General features: G+C 51.7%; 24 protein-coding genes, 1 other RNA gene and 1 pseudogene. 18 read left to right on the top strand and 8 right to left on the bottom strand.

Annotated elements, in window-relative coordinates; all coding sequences use genetic code 11:
• Nucleotides 1-142 precede the first annotated feature (142 nt).
• Together soxZ and ACW73I_RS21240 are read right to left on the bottom strand one after the other, a co-directional pair.
• Nucleotides 143-463 carry a thiosulfate oxidation carrier complex protein SoxZ gene (gene soxZ, locus ACW73I_RS21245; protein ID WP_458031505.1) on the bottom strand — a complete coding sequence of 107 codons (321 nt, stop codon included), beginning with the start codon at nt 461-463 and terminating at the stop codon, nt 143-145.
• Nucleotides 463-813 (bottom strand): thiosulfate oxidation carrier protein SoxY, encoded by a 351-nt coding sequence (locus ACW73I_RS21240; RefSeq protein WP_458031504.1) that lies wholly within the window; start codon nt 811-813, stop codon nt 463-465. The genes soxZ and ACW73I_RS21240 overlap by 1 nt, the downstream gene beginning before the upstream one ends.
• A 228-nt stretch (nt 814-1,041) precedes the next feature.
• Between ACW73I_RS21240 and ACW73I_RS21235 the strand changes: the two genes are divergently transcribed.
• A complete protein-coding gene (locus tag ACW73I_RS21235) occupies nt 1,042-1,239 on the top strand; it encodes a hypothetical protein (RefSeq protein WP_458031503.1) in 198 nt (65 codons plus the stop codon).
• Between the two features lie 130 nt (nt 1,240-1,369).
• Here the strand turns inward: ACW73I_RS21235 and ACW73I_RS21230 are convergent, their stop codons facing one another.
• The 3 genes from ACW73I_RS21230 to nagZ are packed head-to-tail and all read right to left on the bottom strand — an operon-like array spanning nt 1,370 to nt 3,673.
• On the bottom strand, nt 1,370-2,122 hold the full coding sequence (locus ACW73I_RS21230) for an S-methyl-5'-thioinosine phosphorylase (RefSeq protein WP_458031502.1): 753 nt from the start codon (nt 2,120-2,122) through the stop codon (nt 1,370-1,372).
• The gene (locus ACW73I_RS21225) at nt 2,119-2,664 is read right to left on the bottom strand and encodes a hypoxanthine-guanine phosphoribosyltransferase (protein ID WP_458031501.1); all 546 of its coding nucleotides are present in this window, start codon (nt 2,662-2,664) and stop codon (nt 2,119-2,121) included. The genes ACW73I_RS21230 and ACW73I_RS21225 overlap by 4 nt, the downstream gene beginning before the upstream one ends.
• The gene (nagZ, locus tag ACW73I_RS21220) at nt 2,657-3,673 is read right to left on the bottom strand and encodes a beta-N-acetylhexosaminidase (RefSeq protein ID WP_458031500.1); all 1,017 of its coding nucleotides are present in this window, start codon (nt 3,671-3,673) and stop codon (nt 2,657-2,659) included. Before nagZ ends, ACW73I_RS21225 begins: the two co-directional genes overlap by 8 nt.
• A gap of 64 nt (nt 3,674-3,737) precedes the next feature.
• Here nagZ and ACW73I_RS21215 point away from each other — a divergent pair, with 64 nt between their 5' ends.
• A complete protein-coding gene (locus tag ACW73I_RS21215; RefSeq protein ID WP_458031499.1) occupies nt 3,738-4,133 on the top strand; it encodes a flagellar basal body-associated FliL family protein in 396 nt (131 codons plus the stop codon).
• 146 nt (nt 4,134-4,279) lie between these two features.
• Here ACW73I_RS21215 and ACW73I_RS21210 read toward each other — a convergent pair whose 3' ends face one another.
• Nucleotides 4,280-4,408 (bottom strand): hypothetical protein, encoded by a 129-nt coding sequence (locus ACW73I_RS21210; RefSeq protein ID WP_458031498.1) that lies wholly within the window; start codon nt 4,406-4,408, stop codon nt 4,280-4,282.
• An 80-nt stretch (nt 4,409-4,488) separates the two neighbouring features.
• On the opposite strand from ACW73I_RS21210, the gene ACW73I_RS21205 reads away from it, so the two are divergent.
• The 8 genes from ACW73I_RS21205 to ACW73I_RS21170 all read left to right on the top strand — a co-directional run bounded on the left by ACW73I_RS21205 (nt 4,489) and on the right by ACW73I_RS21170 (nt 14,592).
• Nucleotides 4,489-4,812, top strand: coding sequence for a hypothetical protein (locus ACW73I_RS21205; RefSeq protein WP_458031497.1), 324 nt, complete (start codon nt 4,489-4,491; stop codon nt 4,810-4,812).
• Nucleotides 4,813-4,896: 84 nt separating this feature from the next.
• A complete protein-coding gene (locus ACW73I_RS21200) occupies nt 4,897-5,862 on the top strand; it encodes a hypothetical protein (RefSeq protein WP_458031496.1) in 966 nt (321 codons plus the stop codon).
• Between the two features lie 152 nt (nt 5,863-6,014).
• A complete protein-coding gene (locus ACW73I_RS21195; RefSeq protein WP_458031495.1) occupies nt 6,015-6,266 on the top strand; it encodes a type II toxin-antitoxin system Phd/YefM family antitoxin in 252 nt (83 codons plus the stop codon).
• Nucleotides 6,256-6,546 (top strand): type II toxin-antitoxin system RelE family toxin, encoded by a 291-nt coding sequence (locus tag ACW73I_RS21190; protein WP_458031494.1) that lies wholly within the window; start codon nt 6,256-6,258, stop codon nt 6,544-6,546. Before ACW73I_RS21195 ends, ACW73I_RS21190 begins: the two co-directional genes overlap by 11 nt.
• Before the next feature lie 405 nt (nt 6,547-6,951).
• Nucleotides 6,952-8,025, top strand: coding sequence for a class I SAM-dependent methyltransferase (locus ACW73I_RS21185; protein WP_458031493.1), 1,074 nt, complete (start codon nt 6,952-6,954; stop codon nt 8,023-8,025).
• 885 nt (nt 8,026-8,910) lie between these two features.
• Nucleotides 8,911-10,659 (top strand): FAD-dependent oxidoreductase, encoded by a 1,749-nt coding sequence (locus ACW73I_RS21180; RefSeq protein WP_458031492.1) that lies wholly within the window; start codon nt 8,911-8,913, stop codon nt 10,657-10,659.
• 1 nt (nt 10,660) lies between these two features.
• Nucleotides 10,661-13,114: a heavy metal translocating P-type ATPase gene (locus ACW73I_RS21175; RefSeq protein WP_458031491.1), complete on the top strand. Its 2,454-nt coding sequence runs from the start codon at nt 10,661-10,663 to the stop codon at nt 13,112-13,114.
• A gap of 305 nt (nt 13,115-13,419) precedes the next feature.
• The gene (locus ACW73I_RS21170) at nt 13,420-14,592 is read left to right on the top strand and encodes a phosphoglycerate kinase (RefSeq protein WP_458031490.1); all 1,173 of its coding nucleotides are present in this window, start codon (nt 13,420-13,422) and stop codon (nt 14,590-14,592) included.
• Between the two features lie 77 nt (nt 14,593-14,669).
• Here the strand turns inward: ACW73I_RS21170 and ACW73I_RS21165 are convergent, their stop codons facing one another.
• On the bottom strand, nt 14,670-16,850 hold the full coding sequence (locus ACW73I_RS21165; protein WP_458031489.1) for an Rne/Rng family ribonuclease: 2,181 nt from the start codon (nt 16,848-16,850) through the stop codon (nt 14,670-14,672).
• A gap of 412 nt (nt 16,851-17,262) precedes the next feature.
• On the opposite strand from ACW73I_RS21165, the gene rluC reads away from it, so the two are divergent.
• The 8 genes from rluC (at nt 17,263) to ACW73I_RS21125 (ending at nt 23,182) form a co-directional block, all read left to right on the top strand.
• Entirely contained in the window at nt 17,263-18,222 is a 960-nt protein-coding gene (gene rluC, locus ACW73I_RS21160) for a 23S rRNA pseudouridine(955/2504/2580) synthase RluC (RefSeq protein WP_458031488.1), read from the top strand.
• Nucleotides 18,206-18,850, top strand: a complete 645-nt coding sequence (locus ACW73I_RS21155; protein ID WP_458031487.1) for an HAD family hydrolase — start codon at nt 18,206-18,208, stop codon at nt 18,848-18,850. Before rluC ends, ACW73I_RS21155 begins: the two co-directional genes overlap by 17 nt.
• 13 nt (nt 18,851-18,863) lie before the next feature.
• On the top strand, nt 18,864-19,829 hold the full coding sequence (sppA, locus tag ACW73I_RS21150) for a signal peptide peptidase SppA (protein ID WP_458031486.1): 966 nt from the start codon (nt 18,864-18,866) through the stop codon (nt 19,827-19,829).
• 73 nt (nt 19,830-19,902) lie between these two features.
• Nucleotides 19,903-19,999, top strand: an RNA gene (gene ffs, locus ACW73I_RS21145) — signal recognition particle sRNA small type.
• A gap of 29 nt (nt 20,000-20,028) precedes the next feature.
• On the top strand, nt 20,029-21,663 hold the full coding sequence (gene dnaX / locus ACW73I_RS21140) for a DNA polymerase III subunit gamma/tau (RefSeq protein ID WP_458031506.1): 1,635 nt from the start codon (nt 20,029-20,031) through the stop codon (nt 21,661-21,663).
• Nucleotides 21,664-21,674: 11 nt separating this feature from the next.
• Nucleotides 21,675-22,001 (top strand): YbaB/EbfC family nucleoid-associated protein, encoded by a 327-nt coding sequence (locus ACW73I_RS21135; RefSeq protein ID WP_458031485.1) that lies wholly within the window; start codon nt 21,675-21,677, stop codon nt 21,999-22,001.
• Between the two features lie 3 nt (nt 22,002-22,004).
• Nucleotides 22,005-22,601, top strand: a complete 597-nt coding sequence (recR, locus tag ACW73I_RS21130; RefSeq protein WP_458031484.1) for a recombination mediator RecR — start codon at nt 22,005-22,007, stop codon at nt 22,599-22,601.
• A gap of 131 nt (nt 22,602-22,732) precedes the next feature.
• A complete protein-coding gene (locus ACW73I_RS21125; RefSeq protein ID WP_458031483.1) occupies nt 22,733-23,182 on the top strand; it encodes an HMA2 domain-containing protein in 450 nt (149 codons plus the stop codon).
• 44 nt (nt 23,183-23,226) lie between these two features.
• On the opposite strand, the pseudogene ACW73I_RS21120 reads toward ACW73I_RS21125, so the two are convergent.
• Nucleotides 23,227-23,822, bottom strand: a pseudogene (locus ACW73I_RS21120) (REP-associated tyrosine transposase).
• Between the last annotated feature and the right edge of the window lie 108 nt (nt 23,823-23,930).

Here is a 23,930-nt window from a genome sequence, read left to right as displayed (position 1 = left end):
TATGCAATGGATAGCAAGGGCTGATCCCCTGGGTAAATGTGCAAATACACATAGTTTCGTACTACACATAGTGGCCGAACTTAGCCTGCTGTTCGATCAACTTGATGCCGGTGTTCAAAACTTTTGGATCAAATTTAGATTATTACGAATGATCAATTGTATGTTCCACTCTATCGCTAAAACCGAGGTTGTCGGTCCAGCGGACTTTTAGCCGGTCTCCGCCATTTGCGGTTTTCAGTCTGAACGTAAAAAAAGGATCTTTGGACATGCTGCCGCCGAGTTCCGCCACAATTATCGTTTTGCCGTTTTTCTCGATAGTTAACTCTTGAATAAAATGGGCCGGGATTAATTGGCCTGTGATCGGGTCACGGTTTCGACCGTTTTCCATGGGGTGCCTGATCAATATCTTAAGTTCGGTATATCGCTCGCCACGTTGAACGCGAATTTTGGTTTGACTAGCCATTATCCTGTCCCGCAGCCGCCTTGCATCACTTTAACCCATTGCTGCGCACGTAATAAGCGATCGCCTTGTTCGGCAACGATAATGACCGGACAACTTTCCGCCATCTTGATACGGGCGGTCAGATAAACAGCCATCGACTCGTCGAATTCAAATTCGGCCGCCAACGGGGTAGGATTTTTCTCGACCCAGATATAAATCCGTCCGATTCCTTCCAATTCGCTGTTAATTGTAATTGGCACAACCGCACCGTTTTCAGCTATTTCGGGTAAGTCGATGTCAATCCCGTCGCTGTCGACGATAGACCGGTCGGCAAAGAGCTGGCTAAATCGAGCGCGAAATTCGCCAGGCATAAAATGGTTTTCCGGCCAGCCCGCGATACTCTCTTTTGAATGCAGACAGCTCGCAACATATCCAATAACCGAAGAAAACAGCTTGATTAAAAATGCTCGACGTTTCACGGATTCTAATAACCCTATAAAGATTGATCTATATCAAAAGGAATCAATATCGTTTTGATATTGTAGCTACCGTTGCATCGGCAACACCACAATTAACAACATCATCAGAAGGAGTAATCAATGAGCGAAGTACAACAAGAAAAGGATAACTTCATGCTATATGTTATTTTGGCTGGCGCCGTAGCTGCTGGCGCCGTTTATATGGTTAAAAGCTCGGAGCACGAAAAGTACGCTTCGGCAGCTGCCGCCATTGCCGAAGATTCGTCCAATTCAGCATACCGTAACGACGTTCTGCATAGCGGAGGCGCGAAAAAATAAATTCTCGATAAATAGTTTTTATGGAGGCACCATAAAACATTAGTTGTCAGATGGCTTGACCATCGTTATCTATCAAATAGCACTTGATCTTCCCTTGCCAACGGGCCGGCAAGGGAAGGGTCTTTCCCGATCAAATCACAGTTAATTCAGGCAATAAGACAGTTGCCTTCAATAAGGCAATCGCTTTATCCATACCGATCTCCAAGTTTTTCTCGATTTCCGCCATCGTGATTTCACCCTCGACAATGCCTGCCGCCCAGTTTGCCACGACGGAGATATTGGCATAAGCAATGCCTAATTCCCGGGCCAGGGCCGCTTCCGGCATGCCGGTCATGCCGACCATATCGCAGCCGTCCTGTGCCATGCGTTTGATTTCAGCGATCGTTTCGAGGCGTGGTCCTTGAGTGCAGCCATAAGTGCCTTCCGAGCTAATGTTTATATCGGCATTGCTTGCCGCCTGAATGATGCGCTTTCGTAGCGACGGGGAGTAGGGCTCGGTAAAATCGATATGAGTGACGTGTTCCAGATCGTCGGCGAAAAAGGTATGTTCGCGGCCGTAGCTGTAATCGATGACTTGGTCGGGAATGGCGATATGGGCCGGTTTCATCGGCTTGCCGATGCCTCCTACCGCCGCCACTGCGATAATCTCAGTCACGCCCAGTTCTTTCAAGCCCCAAATGTTGGCGCGGTAGTTGATTTTATGGGGTGGGATTCGGTGCGGATTGCCGTGCCGTGCTAAGAAAGTCAGTTTTTTTCCACACAATTCGCCGAAAACATAATTCGCAGACGGAGAACCAAACGGGGTTTCTAAGCATTGTTGGCCGGTGATAGTCAGATCTTCGACTTGAGTCAAGCCGGTGCCGCCGATGATAGCCAGTGTCATAAAATTTCCTTGCAAGCGTAAATGCCTGCCATATTCCTGAGATAGCCTTTGTAATCCAGACCGTAGCCGAATAAATAACGGTTCGGTACGGTAAGTCCGACGAAGTCCGCGCTTATCGGTTTGTCGCAGCCCAAATCTTTATCGAGCAAGGTGGCGATATTTACGGACACCGCGCCATGTGCTCGGCACCAGTCGGTAATCGCCGCCATGGTATAACCTTCGTCCAAAATATCGTCTACGATCAGTACGTTACGATTCGCCAAAGAAGCCGTGGGCGTGGCCAGCCAACGGATGTCGCCGCCGGTGGTGGAATTGCGATAGCGACTGGCGTGTATGCTGTCCAGGGTCAAGGCTATGTCCAGTCTTGGTAGCAATTTGCCGGTGGTAATGATGCCGCCGTTGATCACGCAGAGCACTAACGGATTCTGCCCCGCCAGTTTGACGTTGATAGCCGCGGCCATCCGGTCTAATGCGGCCTCCACTTCCGCTTCGGGATACAACAACATTGCATCGCGCTTGACTTGTTCGATTTCGTTAAGCATGGGATTCCAGGAATTGATTGATTTGCCGAGATGCTTGTTGCCATTTCTCGGATTTAAACAACGTGTCGAGATCGAATTGCGGCCGGCCGCGCATGCGGTTTAAACGTCGCCCGCGTTCACTGTCCGGTTTAATCTTCAGCCGCTCCAATACCTGTTCGGCGGCGGCCGGATTATTGCAAACCAATAACATGTCGCAACCGGCATGCTGCGCGCTGCGAGCGCGTTCCAAAAAGTCGCCGACACCGGCGGCGCCTTCCATGCTCAAGTCGTCGCTGAATATCGCGCCGTCGAAACCGAGCTCGCCCCGCAAAACCTGTTGCAACCATATCTTGGAAAAACCGGCCGGCGACTCGTCGACTGCGGGATAAACCACATGGGCCGGCATGACCGCTTCCAGACCCTGTTCGATCAAGGTTTTAAAAGGGATCAAATCCTTGCTGCGAATGTCGTCCAAGGTTCTAGTATCGACCGGCAGGGTTAAATGCGAGTCGGATGCCACCGCGCCATGTCCGGGAAAATGTTTACCGGTAGCCGCCATGCCGGCTGCGCGCATGCCTCGGCAGAAGGCGCCGGCCAATTCGCCGGCTCGATGGCAGTCCGATGAGAAGGAGCGGTCGCCTATGATCTGGCTGATGCCGCAATCGACATCCAATACCGGCGCAAAACTGAAATCCACATCGACAGCCAACACTTCCGCCGCCATCAACCAGCCGGCCGCTTCCGCCAGATCGGGTTGCCGGACATAGGCCGCGGCGGGCGGCAGCCGGCTGAAGCCGGTTTGGAATCGTTGAACCCGTCCGCCTTCCTGGTCGACCGCAATTAAAATCTCGCCGTTTCGCGCGGCGCGTATCGCTTTGACCAAGGCCCGAACCTGATCCGGGCATTGATAGTTTCTGGCAAATAAAATCAACGCGCCGGTGTTGGGGTGGGCGATTTTTTCCTTGTCTAAAGGGGTAAGTTCCGGGCCTTCCAGGTCTATCATGACCGGCCCGATAGGCTGAGCTCTCATGGTTTACGTAATAAAAAATGGAATATACTGTTTAATTTTGTTGCGTATTATATCGAGGACCACCATGCAAAAACTGATTTTATTGGCGTTATTGTGTTTGTTGCCCGTGTTGGGATACGCCAAGTCCGACGAGGAAGAGGGAGCGCCCGTTATCGAATACGTCGAGATGGCGCCCAAATTTACCGTCAACTTGGCCGAGCCGAAAAAATACTTAATGGTCAATATTCAGCTGCTGGTCGAAGGGGCGGACAGGGTGGAAACCATTAAAAAACACATGCCGATGCTACGCCATGAAATCATTATGACCTTCAGCGGCATGCACCTCGACGACCTGCAGACCACCGAACAGCGCGAAGCCTTGAGGCTAAAAACCAAAGACTTGATCACCCAGTCACTGGAAAAGATTCACAGCAGCGACGGCTTCAAAGACGTTTTCTTCTCCGAATTCTTGGTGAATTGACCCAAGACAAAAATTCCGACTACGAGGCGTTGTTATTAGGTCGCTTTGGTAAGCGATCGGCTGAACCATCATCTACAAAAACACCAGCGCATTCATGGCCTGGTTTTGGGTGGCCGCGGCCACATGCCGTTCGGTAGCCGGATAAGTTAAAAAGCCTCGATTTTGGTCTCGCTGTCCTCCAACACGGCAGAGGGTTCAGTATGCAGCGAGTAGTGCTTCAACCGCATCACACGGCGTACATTGCCCAGCAGGGTCGGTGGTATTATGCTTGACATGGCTATATTACCGGCTATAGTCAGTCGCGATTTTAAATATGCAGGCAAATTAGTCTGTTATTCAATAGTTAGGAGTCTCAATGGGTGTATTGCTAATTTATCCGCTTCTCTTGGCCTGTATGCTGGTTCCGCCGATCATGATTTATCGATCCCCATTATTAACTGGTTGGCGCAAAACAGGCTGGGTATTGGGGTGCTTTTTGTCACCTTTCGCTCCAGTTGTTCTTACTACATCTGGTATCGCCCTCGCAATGAAATTTGGTGATTATGAGCTCACCGCAAATTCCATGATGTTCGGGTCGGCGTCAACAATAATGGCTATATCAAACGTTGCCATGCTTATTTTGCCGTGGGTCATTTATCTCATTTTTAAGACAAAAAATGCCCAGAAACATCACTCCTAACCCAACGCTCAAGCGGGACGGTCGCTATCGCGCCTGCCCCTTAGCTTAACGTTAGGTTTTTCAAACAGACCGATCCGCAGCAAAATGCCAAAATCCATATATCTTGACCAAAATAAGTGGATTGATCTTGCCAAAGCGATCATTAGGCCAAAGCAAAATACACAGTATCATGAAGTCTCGCAACTAATTCTGAGCAAGGTAAACTCACAGGACTGGCTATTCCCATTGTCATTGGTTCACTTCATCGAGACACTACGCCGCTCTGAGCTTGGCAGCAGACGGAGGCTAGCATCGGTGATGTCGGAAATTTCAAAAAATTCCGCGCTTAAGTCTTATGTTGACATTGAAGAAATTGAGTTATTCAACCTATTAGCAAAGATTCATGCACCTAACGAAGTCCGGGCTATTGAGCCAATTGAATATAACTTCCTTGCAGCAATTGGAGTTACTAAGATCGAGTTATCAACAAAATCTTATGTGCCGTCTGATTTGGCACGCGAAATCGCAGCATTAATGATTCAATTCATCTCTGATGACCATCTATTTGAGAAGATGTTAATGGGTATAGAATATGATTCAGTGCTCGCGGGAATCGATGGCGAGGATAGGCAGGCGGTTAAAATGTGGACTGCAGAGCAGTCGTTCCTTAAATCCATTCCGGGGAAACTAAAATATAAGGTGTTCTTTATTCGCCAAATGGCGCCTTTTCTGGCTATGGCAGCTTCAAAATTCGCAATTCATTTCAAGTTGAGTGAAGATGAAGTCATTCCATATAGTTTCACGTCTAACCCTGAAGATGCTCTTCGGTACTTTGAAGGTGTGCCATCTTTGGATACAAGAATCCGCCTGATATTTGATCGAATGAAAAACCCGGAGCACAAAATTGAGCTTCATGACAGCCGGGATGTTTCATTCTTGGCAACAGCGATTCCCTATTGTGACATCGTTATTACCGAACGCACTTGGAAGCATGCGGCTAATTCCCAAGGGTTATGTGAAAAATACAACACAGTTGTCGAGTCCGATCTAAATTATTTGCTGTCATGTTAACCATTCAAAACCTAAACCCAACGCTTCAGCCAACTCCGCTAGCGCTAAACGGCTGATTGGCAACGTTAGGCTTCATTCAGACACGCGGGCTTGTATTTTTCAAATAAAGAGCTAATATAAGCACTTAATTTAGTGTTTATTGAGGTATGGTTATGCAACAAATACTAGCTTCGTTTAGCGCAAGTATTTCTGAATTAAAGAAAAATCCAACAGCTTTATTAAACAAAGCCGAAGGAGAGGCTATTGCTATTCTCAATCATAATTTGCCAACGGCCTATCTTGTTCCTGCGGATGTATATGAGTTGCTGATGGATAAATTAGAAGATTATGAATTAGCTGAAATAGTCAAGGCAAGGCAAGCGGAAAAGCATTCGGCAATTGAAGTTACGCTTGATGACTTATAAATTAAAATTTCTGCCAAGCGCAAAAAAAGAGTGGGATAGTCTAGATAACAGCATTAAAGCTCAGTTCAAAAGCAAATTGAAAAAGTGCTTAGAAAATCCCCATATTCAGTCCAATAGGTTACGGGATTTTGATTGCGCTTATAAAATTAAACTTCGCTCAGCAGGCTATCGGCTTGTTTATGAAGTTGATGATCAAGAAATCGTTGTTTTTGTTATTGCAGTAGGCAAAAGAGAAAATAGTAAGATTTACAATAAAGCAAGAAACAGAACAAAAGCCTGACTCAACGCTCAACCGGAGCGCGGCTATTTGGCACTTTATGTTATTTTGAAGCTTTCGGAGGCCGCGCCCGGTTAGCTTTACGTTAGCCGTTATGAGTCCGCATATCACAATTCGTGACGCATTGCCTGTCGATGCAGCCTGGTAGGGTGGGCACGGCTTTTTGTGCCCACGCGAATTAGAATGGTGGGCAAATATGCCTGAGGCACCGCCGGACGAAAGAGGCGGAAACCGATAGACCGAGCTTACCGAAAGCGGAATCCTGTTCTCTACTCTACCCCCGATTGCTTTGGTAAGCGTTGCGCGATCAGATTTAATCTATATCAGAAAAAACTGATATTATTGGAAAGTAACGAGCCTGTATCTCGCTAGGCGGAAACGGGCAAACGCAAGCAAAAGGAAAAACAGATGACAATACACTTAAACGAAGTCGATGCGGGCAAACTGGAACAATTGCAAGGTAAAGTCATTAACGCTGTAGCCGGGTCATTGGGCTTGCTGATGGCTTACATCGGCGACAAACTCGATCTGTATAGCGCCTTGCTGGAGATCAGTCCCGCTAACAGCCTAGAACTCGCCGAAAGTACCGGCATGGACGAACGTTATCTGCGCGAATGGCTTTCCGCCAATGCCGCCGCCGGCTACGTCAATTACGATACCGCGTCCGGCAAGTTTTCGATGTCGCCGGAACAAGCGGTCATTTTCGCCGCAGAAGGCCATCCGGCCTGCATGCAAGGCTTTTTCCAAGCCGTCATGTCGGTTTATATCGACGAACCCAAGTTGACCGAGGTTTTCCGCTCCGGCAAAGGCTTGCCGTGGCGCGACCATAGCCCGTGTTTGTTCTGTGGCACCGAACGCTTCTTCCGGCCGATGTATGCGATGAATCTGATCGAGTCCTGGCTACCGTCGCTCGATGGCGTCGTTGAAAAGCTGGAAGCGGGCGCCAGAGTCGCCGATATCGGCTGCGGCCACGGCTCATCGACCATATTGATGGCGCAAGCCTTCCCGAATTCGACCTTTCACGGCTTCGATTTTCACGAGCCATCCATCGAGCATGCCAAGGAACGGGCGCGTGCCGCCGGTGTGGCCAGCAATACCATCTTCGAGGTGGTAACGGCGAAAGAATATCCGGGCAAGAATTACGACCTGATCACCATATTCGACGCACTGCACGACATGGGCGATCCGGTTGGCGCGGCTCGCCATATAGCCGGTACCCTGACCGAAGATGGCGCGTTAATGCTGGTCGAGCCGTTTGCCGGCGACAGCCTGGAGGAGAACATGCATCCTTTGGGGCAAATCTATTATTCATTCTCGACCATGGTCTGCGTGCCCGCTTCCAAATCACAGGAAGTCGGTCTCGGTTTAGGCGCTCAGGCCGGACAAAAAAGATTGACCGAAGTCTTGAATGCGGCCGGCTTTAGCCAAGTTAGGCGCGCCTCGGCGACACCGACCAATCTGGTGCTCGAGGCAAGAATTTAGGGCAGTGGGCACTCAGCTGACGAGGGCAACGTCGATGAGCGGCACAGCAATTGAGAGGAAAGGAAAACCAATGTACCAATATGCATATAGGGAAGCTGCAGGCGTGTACTGGAATGAAAACGCCAGGGTTTTAGATCAACACACTTAAAAGAATGGTCCTGTTCAAAGTGGTTTTTTCAAATTGCCGGCACCGTAAAATGTGCGCTAAGCCGGTGCTCCGCCAAAAAGCACGGCACGCCGCGAGATCGCTGAAGACCGTGTCCGCACCGGGTTGTTCATCGCTTGTAGCGACACTTGACGCGCTGTTGTTTAATCGAACAAGTCCTTGAGTCTTTAATCATCGATCGTTGAGCCCCGAGTTGTACTGCATAGGTTTTGGTCGTTCTTGGCCGGCGGATTTCTGATAAGGAATGACCGAGCCGGCATGAAGACGCGTAATTATCCGTAATTTCAGCGGAGGTCTGCGGTTGAGGGTTGATGATACTCGCCCGCTACGACCGATGCGGGCCTCGACCAACGCCACCAAAGCGTCCGTTTCGTTTATATCTTGCGGTGCAGCCGATTTCCGTTTTAATGCTTCGCACCAGTTTTCCGGCGGCGCTTTGGCGTCCCTGTATGATGCTTGTTCCCGGAACTGCTTGATAATGATTTAGCAAGGTCTTTGTACGACGAGAAGCGATTAAGGCGCTAAAATTAACGGTGCATGGGCTAAAAAAACCACTGGTGATATACGCCGCGGTGGATAATAATCAAAAAAATGTAACTAGTCAGCGAAAATCACTGGTTTGTTTATAAGGCGTTTGAAAATAAGAAGAACCAGTTGTAGGAGCGATGCATATCGCTGAATAGTTACAACAAAACAATGATAAACCCAGGGAATTGGTCATGACTCACAAACGTATCCTGATCGTCGGCGGCGTCGCCGGCGGTGCCAGTTGCGCGGCGCGTTTGCGTCGCTTATGCGAGCAGTGCGAAATCGTCATTTATGAAATGGGCTCTTATGTTTCTTTTGCCAATTGCGGGTTGCCGTATTTCATCGGCGATGTGATTGTCGAGGAAGACAAGCTATTGGTGGCGACGCCCGAGCTGTTCCGCAAGCGCTTCAATATTCAGGTCTGTACCGATTCCGAAGTGACCGCGATCGACAGGCAGGCTAAAACCATAGCCGTCAAGGATTTGATCACAGGTGTTAGCCGAATCGAAAACTACGATGCCTTGGTACTGGCCACCGGCGCCGCCGCGTTGTGGCCGGACATCGAAGGCGCGGACCTGCCCGGCGTGTATGCCTTACGCACGATCCCCGACAGCCGCAAGATACGCGCCGCCTTGAATGACATGCGCCACGCGGTGGTGATGGGCGGCGGTTACCTCGGGCTGGAATTGGCGGAGAATCTGAAGAAACGCGGTTTGGACGTCACCGTGCTGCAATCGTCCGATCAGTTAATGCCGACCCTGGACAAAGAAATGGCGCGCTATGTCGAGCGCCACATTCGCCAACACGGTATCGATTGCCGCTTGAATTGCAGCGCGCAAGCGATCCGGCAAAATCCCGATCGATCGTTGACGGTTACACTACAGGGCGGCGATGCCTTGCGTGCCGAGGCGGTGATGATTTCGGTCGGCGTCAAACCGAGGACCGAATTGGCTCGGCAGGCCGGTCTGGAAATCGGCGAATTAGGGGGCATACGCGTCGATGAGGCCATGCGTACCAGTGACCCCGCAATCTGGGCGGTCGGCGACGTGGTCGAAGTGCGCAACGTCATCACCGGGCGCTGGCAATTGTTTCCGCTGGCCGGACCGGCGAATCGGCAGGGCCGTTTGGCCGCCGCCCATATCGCCGGGCGAGAACTGGCCGGCGCCGCCGCCGAAACCCGCTACCGCGGCGTGCAAGCCACTTCGGTTTGCGGCCTGTTCGGACTGACCGTGGCGACCACCGGCGTCAATGAAAAACAATTGCAGGCGGCCGGCATGCACGACTATCAGAAGGTCTATCTGCATCCGGGTAATCACGTCGGCTACTATCCCGGCGCCAAACCCATACATATCAAACTGCTTTACGACAGCCGCGACGGCAGCGTCCTGGGAGCCCAGGCCCTGGGGGAAGCCGGCGTCGCCCGCCGCATCGACGTGATCTCGGCTTTCATCCAGATGCGCGGAACGGTCTACGATCTGGAAGAGGCCGAGCTGTGTTACGCGCCGCAATTCGGCGCGACCAAAGATCCGGTCAATCTGGCCGGCATGATCGCGGTCAACCAGTTGCGCGGCAACCATCCCTTGGCGCGCTGGGAGGAATTGCTGGATAGTCATATTCAGGTGGTCGATGGCGGCAAGGATCAGGATGAGGCTGAACGCCTGTTGAGCTTGATACTGGACGATCCTTACAGCCGCGCGCAATTGGTGGACGTGCGCACGGTGGCCGAGTTCGAACAAAAGCATATACCCGGAGCGTTGAATATACCGCTGGATTCGTTGCGCGAACGCTTGCATGAACTGTCCCGGGAGCGCGAAGTCTGGGTCATTTGCGGCGTCGGCCTGCGCGCCTATAACGCGACGCGCATTCTGCAACAACACGGGTTTAGCGTTAAGAATCTGTCGGGCGGCATGCAAACCTATCATGTATTCGAGGAGCAGTGACATGAGTCAAGCCGAATATCGGAATTTCGCTATCGTCCACCGTCTGAAGCGGCGGCTGCGGATTCATATTCCCGTTTTGAGTAAGGATCCGGAGCGTATGTGCGTGCTGACCATTTTGCTGAACAAACGCGAAGGCATAGAGAACGTTAAGGCGGTGCCGGACATCGGTTCGATCACGATACATTTCGATTCGGGGCGTCTGCCGGCGGACAATCTGCTGTTGTTGCTGGATGCGGTCATCGACAATCTCGGTCATAAGAACCGGTCCGGCCTTCAGGCCATACGCCGCAAAAACCAACATCCGAGCAGCATGCTTCAGGATCTCATGCTGGGCGTCGGCGGCATGAGCTGCTCGTCTTGCGCCTTGTATTTGGAAATGTTGTTGCAGCGTCATCCCGACGTGGTCAAGGCCAGCGTGAACTATCTGGCCGAAACCGCCCGCATAAAGAGTTATTTGTCCAAGCAGCAACTGTGCGATTTGATCGCCGCCAACGGCTACCAGGCTTATGCGATCGATTCGTTGGCGGAGCGTAAGCTGGCGTTGGAGCTGGAGCAGAAACATGTGCAACAGGCGCGGGCGCATCTCAAGCTTATGGCCGTTTTCAGCTTGCCCGTGGCCTTGCTCGGTTTTTTGAACCTTCGTGCGCGGCCCTTGCTGCTAGTGCAAGCCGTGTTGGCGGCGCCGGTGGTGCTGATCGGCGGGCGCGATATTTTCGTTAAAGCCTGGAATCTTGCCAAACACGGCTCGGCCAATATCGACAGTCTGATAGCGATTGGCCTCGCAACGACTTACGGCTACAGTCTGCCGGCTATATGGTGGCCGCAGCGGCATGTTTATTTCGGCACGGCCACCGCCATCATCGATTTTGTCATGCTGGGGCGTTATTTGGAGAAAATCGCCAAGCATAAAATGGTACGCGACATTCGCCGCTTGGTCGATTTGCAGCCGCATCAAGCGACGGTGTTGGACGGCAAGGAAGAGCGGACGGTCGATCCCGATCGGATAGTCGTCGGGGACATCGTGTTGATTCGGCCGGGCGAGAAGATTCCGGTCGACGGCATCGTCGTGAAAGGCTTGTCCGGCGTGGATGAAAGTTCCGTCACCGGACATGCCGGAGCCTGCATCAAGGAGCCCGGCCAGCAGGTCTACGACGGCAGCGTCAATGTCAGCGGCGCTTTGCAAGTGCGGGCGACGGCGACCGGCAAGGACACCTTGTTGTCGGGCCTGATTCATATGGTCGATCAGTCCCAAGCATCGAAACTGGCATTGCAAACCAGCGCAGACCGATTTGCGGCGCTGTTCGTGCCGGCCGTCATGGGATTATCGTTCGCGACCTTCGGCATTTGGCTATCGAAAGGCGCCGCTACCGGTCACGCGCTGTCCAACGCGATCGCGGTATTGCTGATTTCCTGCCCCTGCGCATTGGGCTTGGCCGGGCCGGCAGCCACCACGGTTGGCAGCAGCCGCGCGGCGCGCCGCGGTATTTACATTCGCAATGGCGAGGCGCTGGAAACGGCCGCCGCTATCGATTTGGTCATTTTCGATAAAACCGGAACCTTGACGCAAGGCGACGCGTCGATCACCGATCTGCTGAATATCTCGGCTTACGATGACGAGCGTTTGTTGCAACTGGCAGCTTCCGCCGAGTTCAACTCGGCCCATCCTATCGGCCGCGCCATTCTGCGCCAAGCCAAGCAAGCGCATATCGAATTGCTGGATGCGTCGCGCTTCCATAGCATGCCGGACCAGGGTATTCGGGCGGAAGTTGCCGGCCGTCGTATTTTATTGGGCAATCACGGCTGGATGCGGCAGCATCAGGTGGCGGTCGATGCGCTGCGGGCAACCGCGGACAAGTTAGGGCGGCAGGGCAAATCCGTGACTTATTTGGCGATCGATCAACAGGCCGCGGCCTTGTTCGGCTTGACTGATCCGCTTAGGGCCGACGCTGAAAAAGTGGTGGCAATACTGAACGGGCAAGACATTGAAACGCTGATGGTAACCGGCGACAGTGAAGCGGTGGCCAAGTCGATTGCCGCGCAAGTCGGCATCGAAAATTGGTATTCGGAAGCCGATCCGGTCAAAAAGCTACAGTTGGTACGCGAACTCCAGCGACAAGGGCATCGCGTTGCGATGGTCGGCGACGGCATCAACGACGCGCCGGCTTTAGCGGCGGCCGATCTGAGCATGGCCGTCGGTCAAGCGACCGATATCGCCATCGCTTCGTCCGACTTGATCCTGCAGAACAGCGAGATCGGCAGGGTCGAGGATGCGATTGCGTTGAGCCGGGAAACTCTGCGCAATATTCGGCAAAATCTGTTCTGGGCGTTTACCTATAACGCGGTGGCGATACCGTTTGCGGTGGCGGGCAAATTGTCTCCGACCATCGCTTCGGCCGCCATGGCGCTGAGCTCCGTGTCGATTGTGGCCAATTCTTTAAGACTGAATAAAAAATGACGGGGAGCTTAGTGCGATTCCGGACGCCGGCAAACGCATAGTTCCGGGCCGGTTAGCGAATCGGATTGCATTTCCTTCGCCGCCGCAACGCCCTGGAATTCATTCCACATAAAGATCGAAGGCAAAATTTAACATCGAGTACAAAGCAAACCCGGAGTTCGGCAGAGTATGTCCGGCATGAAGGTCATGCCGGCTTGATCGGCTTATCACAAGCACGGATTTGTACCGATTGATTGCCGGATAAGCGCGCCTAGTCGGTCGATTGACTTTATAATGTAGCGGTTTTTTCACACCGAGGAATGTCTATGTCTATAAAGAGAATGGTCGATCTGGACCTGGCGGGTAAACGCGTACTGATTCGTCAGGATTTGAACGTACCGGTTAAAGACGGTAAGGTCACAAGCGATTTACGGATTAAAGCGAGCATACCGACCGTAGAAACGGCTTTAGCCAATGGGGCGGCGGTCATATTGATGTCGCATCTGGGGCGCCCGACGGAAGGCGAATATGACGAGGCAGCGAGTTTGAAGCCTGTCGCCGAGCGGTTTTCGCAATTGTTGGGACAGCCCGTACGTTTGGTCAAAGATTGGCTGGATGGTGTCGACGTTAAGCGAGGCGAAGTCGTGTTGTGCGAAAACGTGCGGTTTAATAAAGGCGAAAAGAAAAACGCGGACGAGCTCGGCCAAAAAATGGCGGCCTTGTGCGACATTTATGTGATGGATGCTTTCGGAACCGCACATCGGGCGGAGGCGTCTACAAATGCCGTTGCCAAATTTGCGCCCGTCGCTTGCGCCGGCCCGCTATTGGCGGCCGAATTGGATGCGCTGGGCAAGGCGTTGGAAACGCCGGAAAAACCGTTGGTTGCCATCGTTGGAGGTTCCAAAGTCTCTACAAAGCTGACCGTATTGGAGTCTTTATCCAGCAAGGTGGATCAATTGATCGTAGGGGGCGGCATCGCCAACACCTTCATCGCAGCGGCCGGGTATTCTGTGGGCAAGTCGCTATATGAAGCCGATTTGATTCCGGAAGCGAAAAAATTAATGGCTGCGGCTAAACAACAAGGCGGCGAGATTCCTGTGCCCGTCGACGTGGTCTGCGCCAAAGAATTTTCCGAAAGCGCCGATGCGACGGTTAAAAATGTGGCCGATGTGGCCGAGGACGATCTGATTTTGGATATCGGCCCCGAAACGGCCAAGCAATATGCTGAAATCATCAATAACGCCGGCACCATCGTTTGGAACGGTCCGGTAGGCGTGTTCGAGATCGACCAGTTCGGCGAGGGAACCAAAGCCACGTCAATGGCGATCGCCCAAAGTTCGGCGTTCTCGATTGCGGGTGGCGGCGATACATTGGCGGCTATCGATAAATACGGTATTTCCGACAAAGTATCTTATACCTCGACGGGTGGCGGCGCTTTCTTGGAGTTTCTGGAAGGAAAGGAACTCCCGGCCGTTGCGATACTTAAATCTAGAGCTTAATCATATCGATGAGGAACGGCGGCCGTTTCGGCCGCCGTTGTTCAGACCTAAATCTTTAGATCCGGTAGGGGTAACGCCTAACGAGGTTCTGAATCGTTAGATTCGGAGGCAACTCTGCCGGAAGCAGGTTCGGGCTCGCGGGAAGTTGATTCAGACTTTCCGAATTCGAACTGCTGTTTACGCTCGGCAAAGTCGGCGTCGTAAGAAACGGATCGCTCTTCCCCGTAATCGCGAGCCGGTTGTTCAGCATGCTCTTGACCGGCTTCCGAATCGCTCTTGATCTGTTCTTTTCCTTTGTCGTTTAAATTGCGAGGGTTGCGGCGGCGGTTGCGCCCGCGTCGGGAAGATCGTTCTCCATTGGGTTTGGTTTGCGCGTTTTCGGTGGAATCGGCCGACTCAACGGTTTGTTGAATGTTTTCACCGGATTGTTGGGTGTCGACTTCGGCCGATTGCGCGGGGGTGAAATTGCGTTTGTTGCCTCGCCGTGGGCGGTTTCCGCCGGTTTTATCGCGGTCGCGGCGAGTATTCCGGCCCGGCTTCGGTTTGCCTTCGCCTTTTTTGACAGGTGCTTCTATTTTTTCGGCCGTTTTGCTTTGGCCTATCAGTCGCTGCCAAAAGCGTTGAATCAGGCTGGTCGAGGTCTTTTTGTTTTGAATCGGTGCCGGCGCCTCGGGCAAGAATTCCTTAACCGCGGCTTTTTCAATTTTGCCGGCGGTTTGTTTGGCAAACTCGGGCACCGAAACTTCATCCTCTTTGATTTGCAAATGGCTGGGCTTTTCTTCCATGCTTTCCAGCGACTTAATGCGCTCGATATCGTAAGCAGGAGTTTCTAAGTGTTTGCTAGGCAATACCACGATACTGACTTTCAAGCGGGCTTCCAATTCCTGGATTGTTGCCCGTTTTTCGTTTAGCAGGAAAGTGGCGCAATCGATCGGCAGATGAGCGATGACACGTTCGGTGCCTTTTTTCATCGCTTCTTCTTCGATTAGACGCAATACCGCTAATGTCACCGATTCAACGTTGCGGATCGTGCCTTGGCCTTTGCAGCGCGGACAGGTTAATTGGGTCGAATCGCCCAGGGAAGGGCGCAGGCGCTGCCTGGACATTTCCATCAGGCCGAAGCGTGAAATGCGGCCGGTCTGCACGCGCGCGCGGTCGATTTTCAGCGCATCCCTCAAACGGTTTTCGACCTCGCGCTGATTCTTGTTCGACATCATGTCGATAAAGTCGATTACAAATAATCCGCCCAAATCGCGCAAGCGCAATTGGCGGGCGATTTCATCGGACGCTTCCAGGTTGGTGTTCAAAGCGGTTTCCTCGATGTCGCTGCCTTTGGTGGCTCTAGCCGAGTTGATGTCGATCGAGGTCAAGGCCTCGGTATGATCGATGACGATAGAGCCGCCCGACGGCAGCGACACTTCGCGCTTGTAGGCCATCTCGATTTGGGTTTCGATCTGATAACGGCTGAATAAGGGTACGCTGTCCTGATACAACTTGGCTTTATGCAAGTTATGCGGCATGACTTGCTTCAAGAAGTTATGTACCAACTTGTAGGCGCTTTCTTGATCGATCAGTATTTCGTCGATATCGCCGCGCAGATGGTCGCGCAGGGCGCGGATAATCACATTGCTTTCTTGGAAAATCAGGAAAGGCGCCGTCTGTTCGTGGCTGGAACGTTCGATGGCTTCCCAAAGTTGTAATAGGTAGTTCAAGTCCCATTGCAGTTCCTCGACGCTTTTGTCGGAGCCGGCGGTGCGGATGATCAAGCCCATCGTGTCGGGTATTTCCAGCGCCGCCATGGTTTCGCGTAACTCGCTACGGTTTTCGCCCTCGATGCGGCGTGAAATGCCGCCGGCTTTCGGGTTGTTCGGCATCAGCACCAAATAAGTGCCGGCCAAACTGATGTAGGTCGTTAAAGCGGCTCCCTTGTTACCGCGTTCTTCTTTTTCAATTTGAACGACGATTTCCTGGCCTTCACGGATCCCGATTTTGCTAGCCTTGCCTTCTTCGGTATCGGCCTCGTTTCGGTACTCAGGTACGATCTCTTTGAATGGCAAAAAGCCGTGTTTTTCGGCGCCGTAATTGACGAAAGCCGCTTCAAGGCTGGGTTCTACTCTGGTGATAATGCCCTTGTAAATATTGGATTTCTTTTGTTCTTTAGAAGGTACTTCGATGTCAAAGTCGTATAATTTTTGACCATCTACCAAAGCCACGCGCAGCTCTTCGGGCTGGGTGGCGTTGATAAGCATTCTTTTCATTCTTTATCCTTGTTGTTATATGTATCCTACCGAAGAGTTTTAAACAGTTTTTATGTCGCATTTAAAAGGTGGCGCGGCACCTCGTATGGTTTCGTTAGTGAAGCAAGCCCGGCTCAATGAAGCGACAATCGACGTTGCATAGGGTTAACGGATTATCGGACCAGCCTAGGGCGATGCTAGAAATTGTGACGATCTGTTTGTTACTGACTCTTTGAGTTGGATGCAGTCGCTCATCATGGGTTGAGCAATAAAACCCGAAAAAATTCTTTTGTCTCGCGAAAAACGCCGTCGCGTCATCGCTAGAGTTTTTTTATTTATGGTTATCCGAAGATAAACTGGCCTAATATAGCAATCTTTGTTTGTGCCAGCAATTTTAAACAAAGGCTGTGGATAAATTGATATTATTTACGCCATGAAAACGATGTCCGAATTTACCAATCCCCAAGTCCAGTGGCTGGAAATCAGCGAGGCAAATCACGAACAACGGCTGGATAATTTTCTGATTAGTTATCTGAAAGGCGTGCCTAAAACCCGAATTTACCGCATGGTTCGCAAAGGAGAGGTTAGAGTGAACAAGGGCCGGGTCGATGTCAGCTACAAATTGGCAATAGGCGATATTGTCAGGATTCCGCCGGTCAGGACTACCGAAAAGACCGATGCCGTCATCGTGCAACCCACCTTGAAATACAGTCTGGAGAACCACATTTTGTACGAGGACGATGGCTTTCTGGTGCTGAATAAGCCTTCCGGATTTGCAGTACATGGCGGTAGCGGCATTAATTCAGGCGTGATTGAGGCCTTGCGCCAAATCCGGCCTCAACAGAAATTTTTGGAGTTGGTTCACCGTTTGGATAAAGAGACTTCAGGCTGTTTGCTGATTGCGAAGAAACGTTCCGTTTTGAAATTGTTGCACGAGTTGTTTCGTGGCGAGGGTATGCACAAAACTTATTTGGCATTGTTGGCGGGACAGTTCAGACGTAAAAAACAGTTTGTAGACGTGCCATTGCTAAAAAATGTGAGTCAGGGAGGCGAGCGCATGGTAAGCGTCAGTCAGGCCGGCAAATCCGCCGAGACCCTGTTTGTCCAGTTAAAAGTCTATCAAGATGCCACACTGGTGCATGCAAAGCCTAAGACGGGGCGCACCCATCAAATTCGAGTGCATGCGGCTTGGCTGGGGCATCCGATTGTGGGCGACGATCGCTACGGGAAACACGACGTTAACAAGGCGTTTAAAAAGCGCGGTTACAATCGCTTGTGTTTGCATGCGGAACAATTACGGTTTGCGCATCCCGTGACCAGCCAGCCTTTACATTTCGTGGCGCCGTTGCCTGATGATTTACAAGCTTTATTAGACCGTGAAAAACCGCTTTGATTTGATCATATTCGACTGGGACGGCACTTTGGTCGACTCCATCGACTGGATTGTGCAATGCATTCAACAGGCAGCCGAGCAGTTTGGTTGCGGGGTGCCGTCGGCGGCCGCCAGAGATATCATAGGCTTGAGTCTGGGCAATGCCATCAATACCTTGTTTCCGGATACCGATGCCGAGACCAAGCGCCAGCTGGCCGCTCATTATAGCCGGAACTTTTTTTCCAAACAAAGCAGTCCGGACGACTTGTTTCCGGGCGTGCCGGATATGCTTCGACGGCTGCAACAAGACGGTTACCGCTTGGCGGTGGCTACGGGTAAGAAATCCGCCGGTTTGGCAAAGGCTATTTCCGGAACCGGGATAGCCGATTATTTTCACACCACGCGTGCTTCCGACCAGACGGCATCTAAACCCGATCCATTGATGATCGATGAAATCGTGACGGAGTTGGGCGTAAGCAAACAACGCACCTTGATGGTCGGGGATTCCGTGCACGACTTGCAGATGGCGTTGAATGCGCAAGTATCGTCAATCGCCGTGACCTGCGGAGCGCATTCCGAAACCGTTTTGCAACAATACAAGCCCTTGTGTTGTCTATCGCATCCAACCAAGTTGTTAGGAATTATTTAAAGAGGTTTTATTTATGGAAAATCAAGAACATTCGAGTTCATGTGTTCAAAAAACAAGCTGGGAGAGGGAGGTGTTGGAAAAGCTGGCCTTATCGGCGGTGGATGAACAAAAAAAGGCCAGACGGTGGGGGATTTTTTTTAAATTTCTGACCTTCGCCTATGTGTCGGCGTTTTTGATCATGGCTGTTTATCCTCGCTTCGAGGAAGAAATCGGCGCGGGTAAAGAACATGTGGCCGTGGTCGACGTGCTGGGTATGATTCTGGAAGGCGAGGCGGCCGATGCCGACACCGTGATTGAAGGTTTACGCGATGCGGTCGAAGATAAAAATACCAGAGGCGTTATTCTGAATATCAATTCGCCGGGCGGGAGCGCGGTGCAGTCCGCTTATATTTATGACGAAATTCGACGTCAAAAGAAATTACATCCCGATCTGCCGATTTACGCCGTGGTCGGCGACATGTGCGCCTCCGGAGGCTATTACGTGGCGGCGGCGGCCGACAAAATTTTTGTCAGTCCTGCCAGCTTGATTGGTTCTATCGGCGTAGTGATGAACGGCTTCGGCTTTACTAATGTCTTGGAAAAATTGGGTGTGGAGCGTCGCTTGTTGGTTGCCGGAGAGCATAAGGCGTTTATGGATCCTTTTTCACCGGTGAATCAAGTCGAAGAACAGCATATGCAAGGTTTATTGGATCAGGTCCATCAGCAGTTTATTAGCGCGGTTAAGGAAGCGCGCGGTAATCGGTTAAAAGAAACGCCGGACATGTTTTCCGGCTTGGTTTGGAACGGCGAGGAAGGTGTGAAACTCGGATTGGCCGACGGCTTCGGCAGTGTCGACTCGGTTGCCCGCGACGAGCTGGGTGTGGAAGAGAAATTCAACTTTACTCCGCAGGAACGTTTAATCGAGCGCTTAGCCGGCAGGTTCGGCGCGTCCTTCGGCCGGAGTATTACGATGGCTGTCAAATCGATTAACTTCCAATAAGGACTTGCCAAACGAGAGCGTTTTAGTCATAATGCGCGCTCTTTGGCTGAGCAGCCAAGTGTTATGGTTACCGTGTCGGTCCTCTCGCAACGATACGCTGTAAACCCCGCCAGGCCCGGAAGGGAGCAACGGTAGCAGCAGATTCGTGTGCCGGGATGTGGCTGGCATGGTAGCCGCCCAACGTCCGTCCTCGTCGCTAATGGCCTATCAGGTTCTTGCCAGAAAATGGCGTCCCAGTAATTTCACTCAGCTAGTTGGCCAGGAGCACGTCAGCCAATCGCTGATTCACGCCTTGCAGCACGATCGCTTGCACCACGCTTACTTGTTTACCGGAACGCGCGGCGTCGGAAAAACGACGGTTGCCCGCATCTTGGCTAAAGCCATCAACTGCGAAAACCTGCAAGATAGTAACCCGTGCGGAAAATGTCAGGTTTGTCAAGATTTCGAGCAAGGCCGTTTTATGGACTTGATTGAGGTCGATGCTGCGTCGCGCACGAAAGTAGAAGATACTCGCGATTTATTGGACAATGCTCAATACGCGCCCAACCAAGGCCGCTATAAAGTCTATCTGATCGACGAAGTGCACATGCTATCAGGGCACAGCTTTAACGCGCTGTTAAAGACCCTGGAAGAGCCGCCAGCCCATGTCAAATTCCTATTGGCAACCACCGACCCGCATAAAATTCCGGTGACGGTGCTGTCTCGTTGTTTGCAATTCAATTTAAAACGCCTGTTGCCGGAACAGATTGAAAAGCAGATGAACTTCATCCTGACCGAAGAAGGCATTACCTTCGAACCGGCCGCGATCAAACTGCTTGCCCGAGCCGCCGACGGCAGCATGCGCGACGGCTTGAGTTTGCTGGATCAAGCGATCGTTTATGGTAGCGGTAGTGTCAACTCCGCCGATGTCGGCGGCATGTTGGGTACCGTGGCGCAACAGCCTATCGATGATATTCTGCGAGCGCTGGCCGCTCAAGACGGCAAACAGGTATTGAGCAAAATTGCCGATGTCGCTGAGTTGACGCCGGACTTCGCCGAGATTTTGCAACAGATGTTACGGGTATTGCACAGGGTGGCCTTGTTGCAGCAGATGCCCGATTTCGTCGATCAGGAATTCGATCGACAATTGCTGACCGAGCTGGCGCACACGCTACTACCGGAAGATGTGCAATTATTTTATCAAATCGGCTTAATCGGCCAGCGCGACTTGGATTTATCGCCCGATCCGCGTAGCGGCTTTGAAATGGTCGTCCTGCGGATGTTGACGTTCAGGCCGCAGACGTCCGAAGGAACAACCGATTCGGTCATTCCGGCAAAACCGGACCCGGCCAAAGCGGTCACGAACCCTCGCCTTGAATCGACAGAGGAACTCAAGCGGCATACCGGTCGGCCGACGGCCGCGTCGGAAATAAGGGCTGAAACGACCGAGCCTAATCGGTCCGTAGAGACGTTAAAGGCCGGTTCCAATAACTGGATCGAAATCATCGCCGGTTTGAATGTCCGGGGCTTGACTTTGCAATTGGCTAATAACTGCGTCTTGGAGCAAATCGACGGTGACGTCTGTCGTTTGTTGATCGACCCGAATTTTCACCGCGTCGGCAGCGCCGAAGAAAAGCTACGCAATGCGCTGCAAAAATATTTCGGCAAACCTTTAAAGCTGGATATCAAACCGCAAACGAATCAACAAATGACGCCGGCGATGGAAGAGCGGAAAGCGCGCGAGGATCGGCAGCAAGCCGCAGTAGACACCATCAATGCCGACCCGAACGTGCAGGCATTGAAAGAGCAATTTGACGCCAGAATTTTGCCTGGCACCATAGAACCGATTAATTGAAGGGGAGCACTATGAAAAACGCACTCGCTGGCATGATGCAGCAAGCCCAAAAAATGCAGGATAGTTTCAAAAAAGCGCAAGAAGAGTTGGAAGCCATCGAAATTCAAGGCGAATCCGGCGGTGGATTGGTTACGATTCTGATGACCGGTAAGCGTGAAGTACGCAAAGTCACCATTGATCCTTCATTGGTCGGCGATGATAAGGACATGTTGGAAGACTTGGTGGCAGCCGCGATCAATGATGCGGTACATAAGGTCGAGAAGCTGAAAAAAGAAAAAATGGCCGATGTCACCGCGGGTATTCCGTTGCCGCCCGGTTTCCAAATGCCTTCTTTCTAAGTAATGCAGAACGCCGGCTTGCTGAAAGAACTGATACAAAGTCTTTGCTGTTTACCCGGCGTCGGGCCCAAGTCCGCCCAGCGTATGGCATTCAATTTGCTTCAGCGCAACCGGGACGGCGGCAGGCAACTGAGCCGTGTTCTGTCCCAAGCCATGGAAAATATCGGTTATTGCCGGGATTGCAGAACGCTGACCGAGGCGAAGGTTTGCGAAATTTGTGCCCATGCCTCGCGCGACGGCGGTCAGCTTTGTGTGGTGGAAAGTGCGGCCGACGTTTGGGTGATCGATCAGGCCACCGGTTTCCGCGGCAAGTATTTCGTATTACACGGTCATTTGTCGCCGTTAGACGGTATAGGCCCCGATCAGCTCGGAATCGATTTGCTTGAGCAGAGAATGGCCGGTGGTCAAATCAAGGAAATTATTCTCGCGACCAATTCCACGATAGAAGGCCAAGCCACCGCCCATTTCATCGGCGAGATTGCCAATAAATACAAGATCCAGGCTACCCGTATCGCTCACGGCGTGCCGATGGGTGGAGAATTGGAGTTCATCGATAGCAGTACATTGGCCCATGCATTTGCAGGGCGGCGCGAATTTTGATCGAGCGCATGCAGTTTGCTTAAAGCTTATGCGGGTTTGACGCTTCCGCGATAAGTTGCCGGGCCGTAAACGGTCGCCCCGTCCGCAAGTATGCCGAGCCAGTTTAACCATCAACGGTGCAACAAAGGAACATGAGCAGAATAGTATCGTCCGTGCCGGGACGCATCCGAATCCGCGACAAGAGTTTGCGTGATCGTGAACAACTCATTCGGGTCAAAACGGAATTATCGAAAATCCCGGTTGTTACCGAGTTACATGACAACGTCCGTACCGGCAGCATCTTGGTGCGTTTCAAGCGGCGGGCCGTCGAACTTTCGGTCATAGAACAGGACATTGACGCCGTAGTCGATCAAGTCGTCGGCAAAGCGCCCAAGCCGCAACGCTTGTTGTCGAAAAAGAATATCAACCGCTATAACAAAATCATCATGCTGGCGAGTTTGGGCGCATCGCTAATCGCGCTCCGAATGGCACGCCGCAAACGCCGCGTACGCTGGCACAAATTAACCGGTTATGTTTTTATCGCCAATTTGGGTGTCCATTTGTATATTTATCGGAAATCGCTGTTTCGTTTGTTTCGCTGATGTTTGCTTAAGGTGACAGAACCGTCTATCACCGGCGGGACGGGTTATTCACCGGTTTCAATTTCATCCAATTCGAAAGTTACCCAATCAATGGGATAAAGGCCACTTTTGACGTAACGATGAAAACTCGAATAAGGCCGGTCAATGACTTATCAACCCAACCGTGTTTTACCGGATTGAAATGGAGATAATCCATATGTATTGCGAAGTCACGCTCATAGCGAATCCCATGCTCCCAAAAACGGCGTTGCCACAAATCCGCCGGGAGCGGATTTGGACGCGAAGCGCCCACAGGGCGGCCGCCATGGAATGGTGGCTGTCATATTCCGCGTTCGCCGCGCCGGATGCGTACTTTTGAACGTCGTTCGAGCTAAGGTAAACCCTTAGAGAAATGCGTTTTGATCATTTTCCAGCGTTTGGAAAAATCGACATCTCCTTCCGGCAGCGTCCAAATGCAATGCATATGCTCCGGCAGTACCACCCAGGCGTCGATATGGAAAGGCCATTGTTGTTTGCATAAGCGCACCGATTCGCGCAATAAAGTAATGTGGTCAAGCAACAGAGTGTTATGCCTTTCCAGCAAATTGACCGTAAAAAAATAACACCCGCCGGGGATACGATAACGACGATAATTCGGCATAGCCAAAGTATAGGTCATCCCCTCAGTTCATCGTTAACGCTCCATAAACCCCATATAGCCACAGCAGTGTAAAACGGTGAGACTGTTAGGCAATCAACACGAGGAGAT

This window comes from Methylomonas sp. MgM2 (genome assembly GCF_054172045.1).
The sequence above is the reverse complement of the archived record's forward strand: the minus strand, read 5'-3'. Positions and strand labels throughout refer to the sequence as shown.

Coding starts and splice junctions, on each gene's coding strand:
- ACW73I_RS21190 (WP_458031494.1), top strand. CDS start 6,256: ATGACTTATAAATTAAAATTTCTGCCAAGCGCAAAAAAAGAGTGGGAT.
- ACW73I_RS21170 (WP_458031490.1), top strand. CDS start 13,420: ATGTCTATAAAGAGAATGGTCGATCTGGACCTGGCGGGTAAACGCGTA.
- recR (WP_458031484.1), top strand. CDS start 22,005: ATGCAGAACGCCGGCTTGCTGAAAGAACTGATACAAAGTCTTTGCTGT.
- ACW73I_RS21185 (WP_458031493.1), top strand. CDS start 6,952: ATGACAATACACTTAAACGAAGTCGATGCGGGCAAACTGGAACAATTG.
- ACW73I_RS21200 (WP_458031496.1), top strand. CDS start 4,897: ATGCCAAAATCCATATATCTTGACCAAAATAAGTGGATTGATCTTGCC.
- ACW73I_RS21195 (WP_458031495.1), top strand. CDS start 6,015: ATGCAACAAATACTAGCTTCGTTTAGCGCAAGTATTTCTGAATTAAAG.
- ACW73I_RS21225 (WP_458031501.1), bottom strand. CDS start 2,664: ATGCTTAACGAAATCGAACAAGTCAAGCGCGATGCAATGTTGTTGTAT.
- soxZ (WP_458031505.1), bottom strand. CDS start 463: ATGGCTAGTCAAACCAAAATTCGCGTTCAACGTGGCGAGCGATATACC.
- ACW73I_RS21165 (WP_458031489.1), bottom strand. CDS start 16,850: ATGAAAAGAATGCTTATCAACGCCACCCAGCCCGAAGAGCTGCGCGTG.
- ACW73I_RS21215 (WP_458031499.1), top strand. CDS start 3,738: ATGCAAAAACTGATTTTATTGGCGTTATTGTGTTTGTTGCCCGTGTTG.
- nagZ (WP_458031500.1), bottom strand. CDS start 3,673: ATGAGAGCTCAGCCTATCGGGCCGGTCATGATAGACCTGGAAGGCCCG.
- ACW73I_RS21235 (WP_458031503.1), top strand. CDS start 1,042: ATGAGCGAAGTACAACAAGAAAAGGATAACTTCATGCTATATGTTATT.
- ACW73I_RS21205 (WP_458031497.1), top strand. CDS start 4,489: ATGGGTGTATTGCTAATTTATCCGCTTCTCTTGGCCTGTATGCTGGTT.
- ACW73I_RS21240 (WP_458031504.1), bottom strand. CDS start 813: ATGCCTGGCGAATTTCGCGCTCGATTTAGCCAGCTCTTTGCCGACCGG.
- ACW73I_RS21125 (WP_458031483.1), top strand. CDS start 22,733: ATGAGCAGAATAGTATCGTCCGTGCCGGGACGCATCCGAATCCGCGAC.
- ACW73I_RS21210 (WP_458031498.1), bottom strand. CDS start 4,408: ATGTCAAGCATAATACCACCGACCCTGCTGGGCAATGTACGCCGTGTG.
- ACW73I_RS21135 (WP_458031485.1), top strand. CDS start 21,675: ATGAAAAACGCACTCGCTGGCATGATGCAGCAAGCCCAAAAAATGCAG.
- rluC (WP_458031488.1), top strand. CDS start 17,263: ATGAAAACGATGTCCGAATTTACCAATCCCCAAGTCCAGTGGCTGGAA.
- ACW73I_RS21180 (WP_458031492.1), top strand. CDS start 8,911: ATGACTCACAAACGTATCCTGATCGTCGGCGGCGTCGCCGGCGGTGCC.
- dnaX (WP_458031506.1), top strand. CDS start 20,029: ATGGCCTATCAGGTTCTTGCCAGAAAATGGCGTCCCAGTAATTTCACT.
- ACW73I_RS21230 (WP_458031502.1), bottom strand. CDS start 2,122: ATGACACTGGCTATCATCGGCGGCACCGGCTTGACTCAAGTCGAAGAT.
- ACW73I_RS21175 (WP_458031491.1), top strand. CDS start 10,661: ATGAGTCAAGCCGAATATCGGAATTTCGCTATCGTCCACCGTCTGAAG.
- sppA (WP_458031486.1), top strand. CDS start 18,864: ATGGAAAATCAAGAACATTCGAGTTCATGTGTTCAAAAAACAAGCTGG.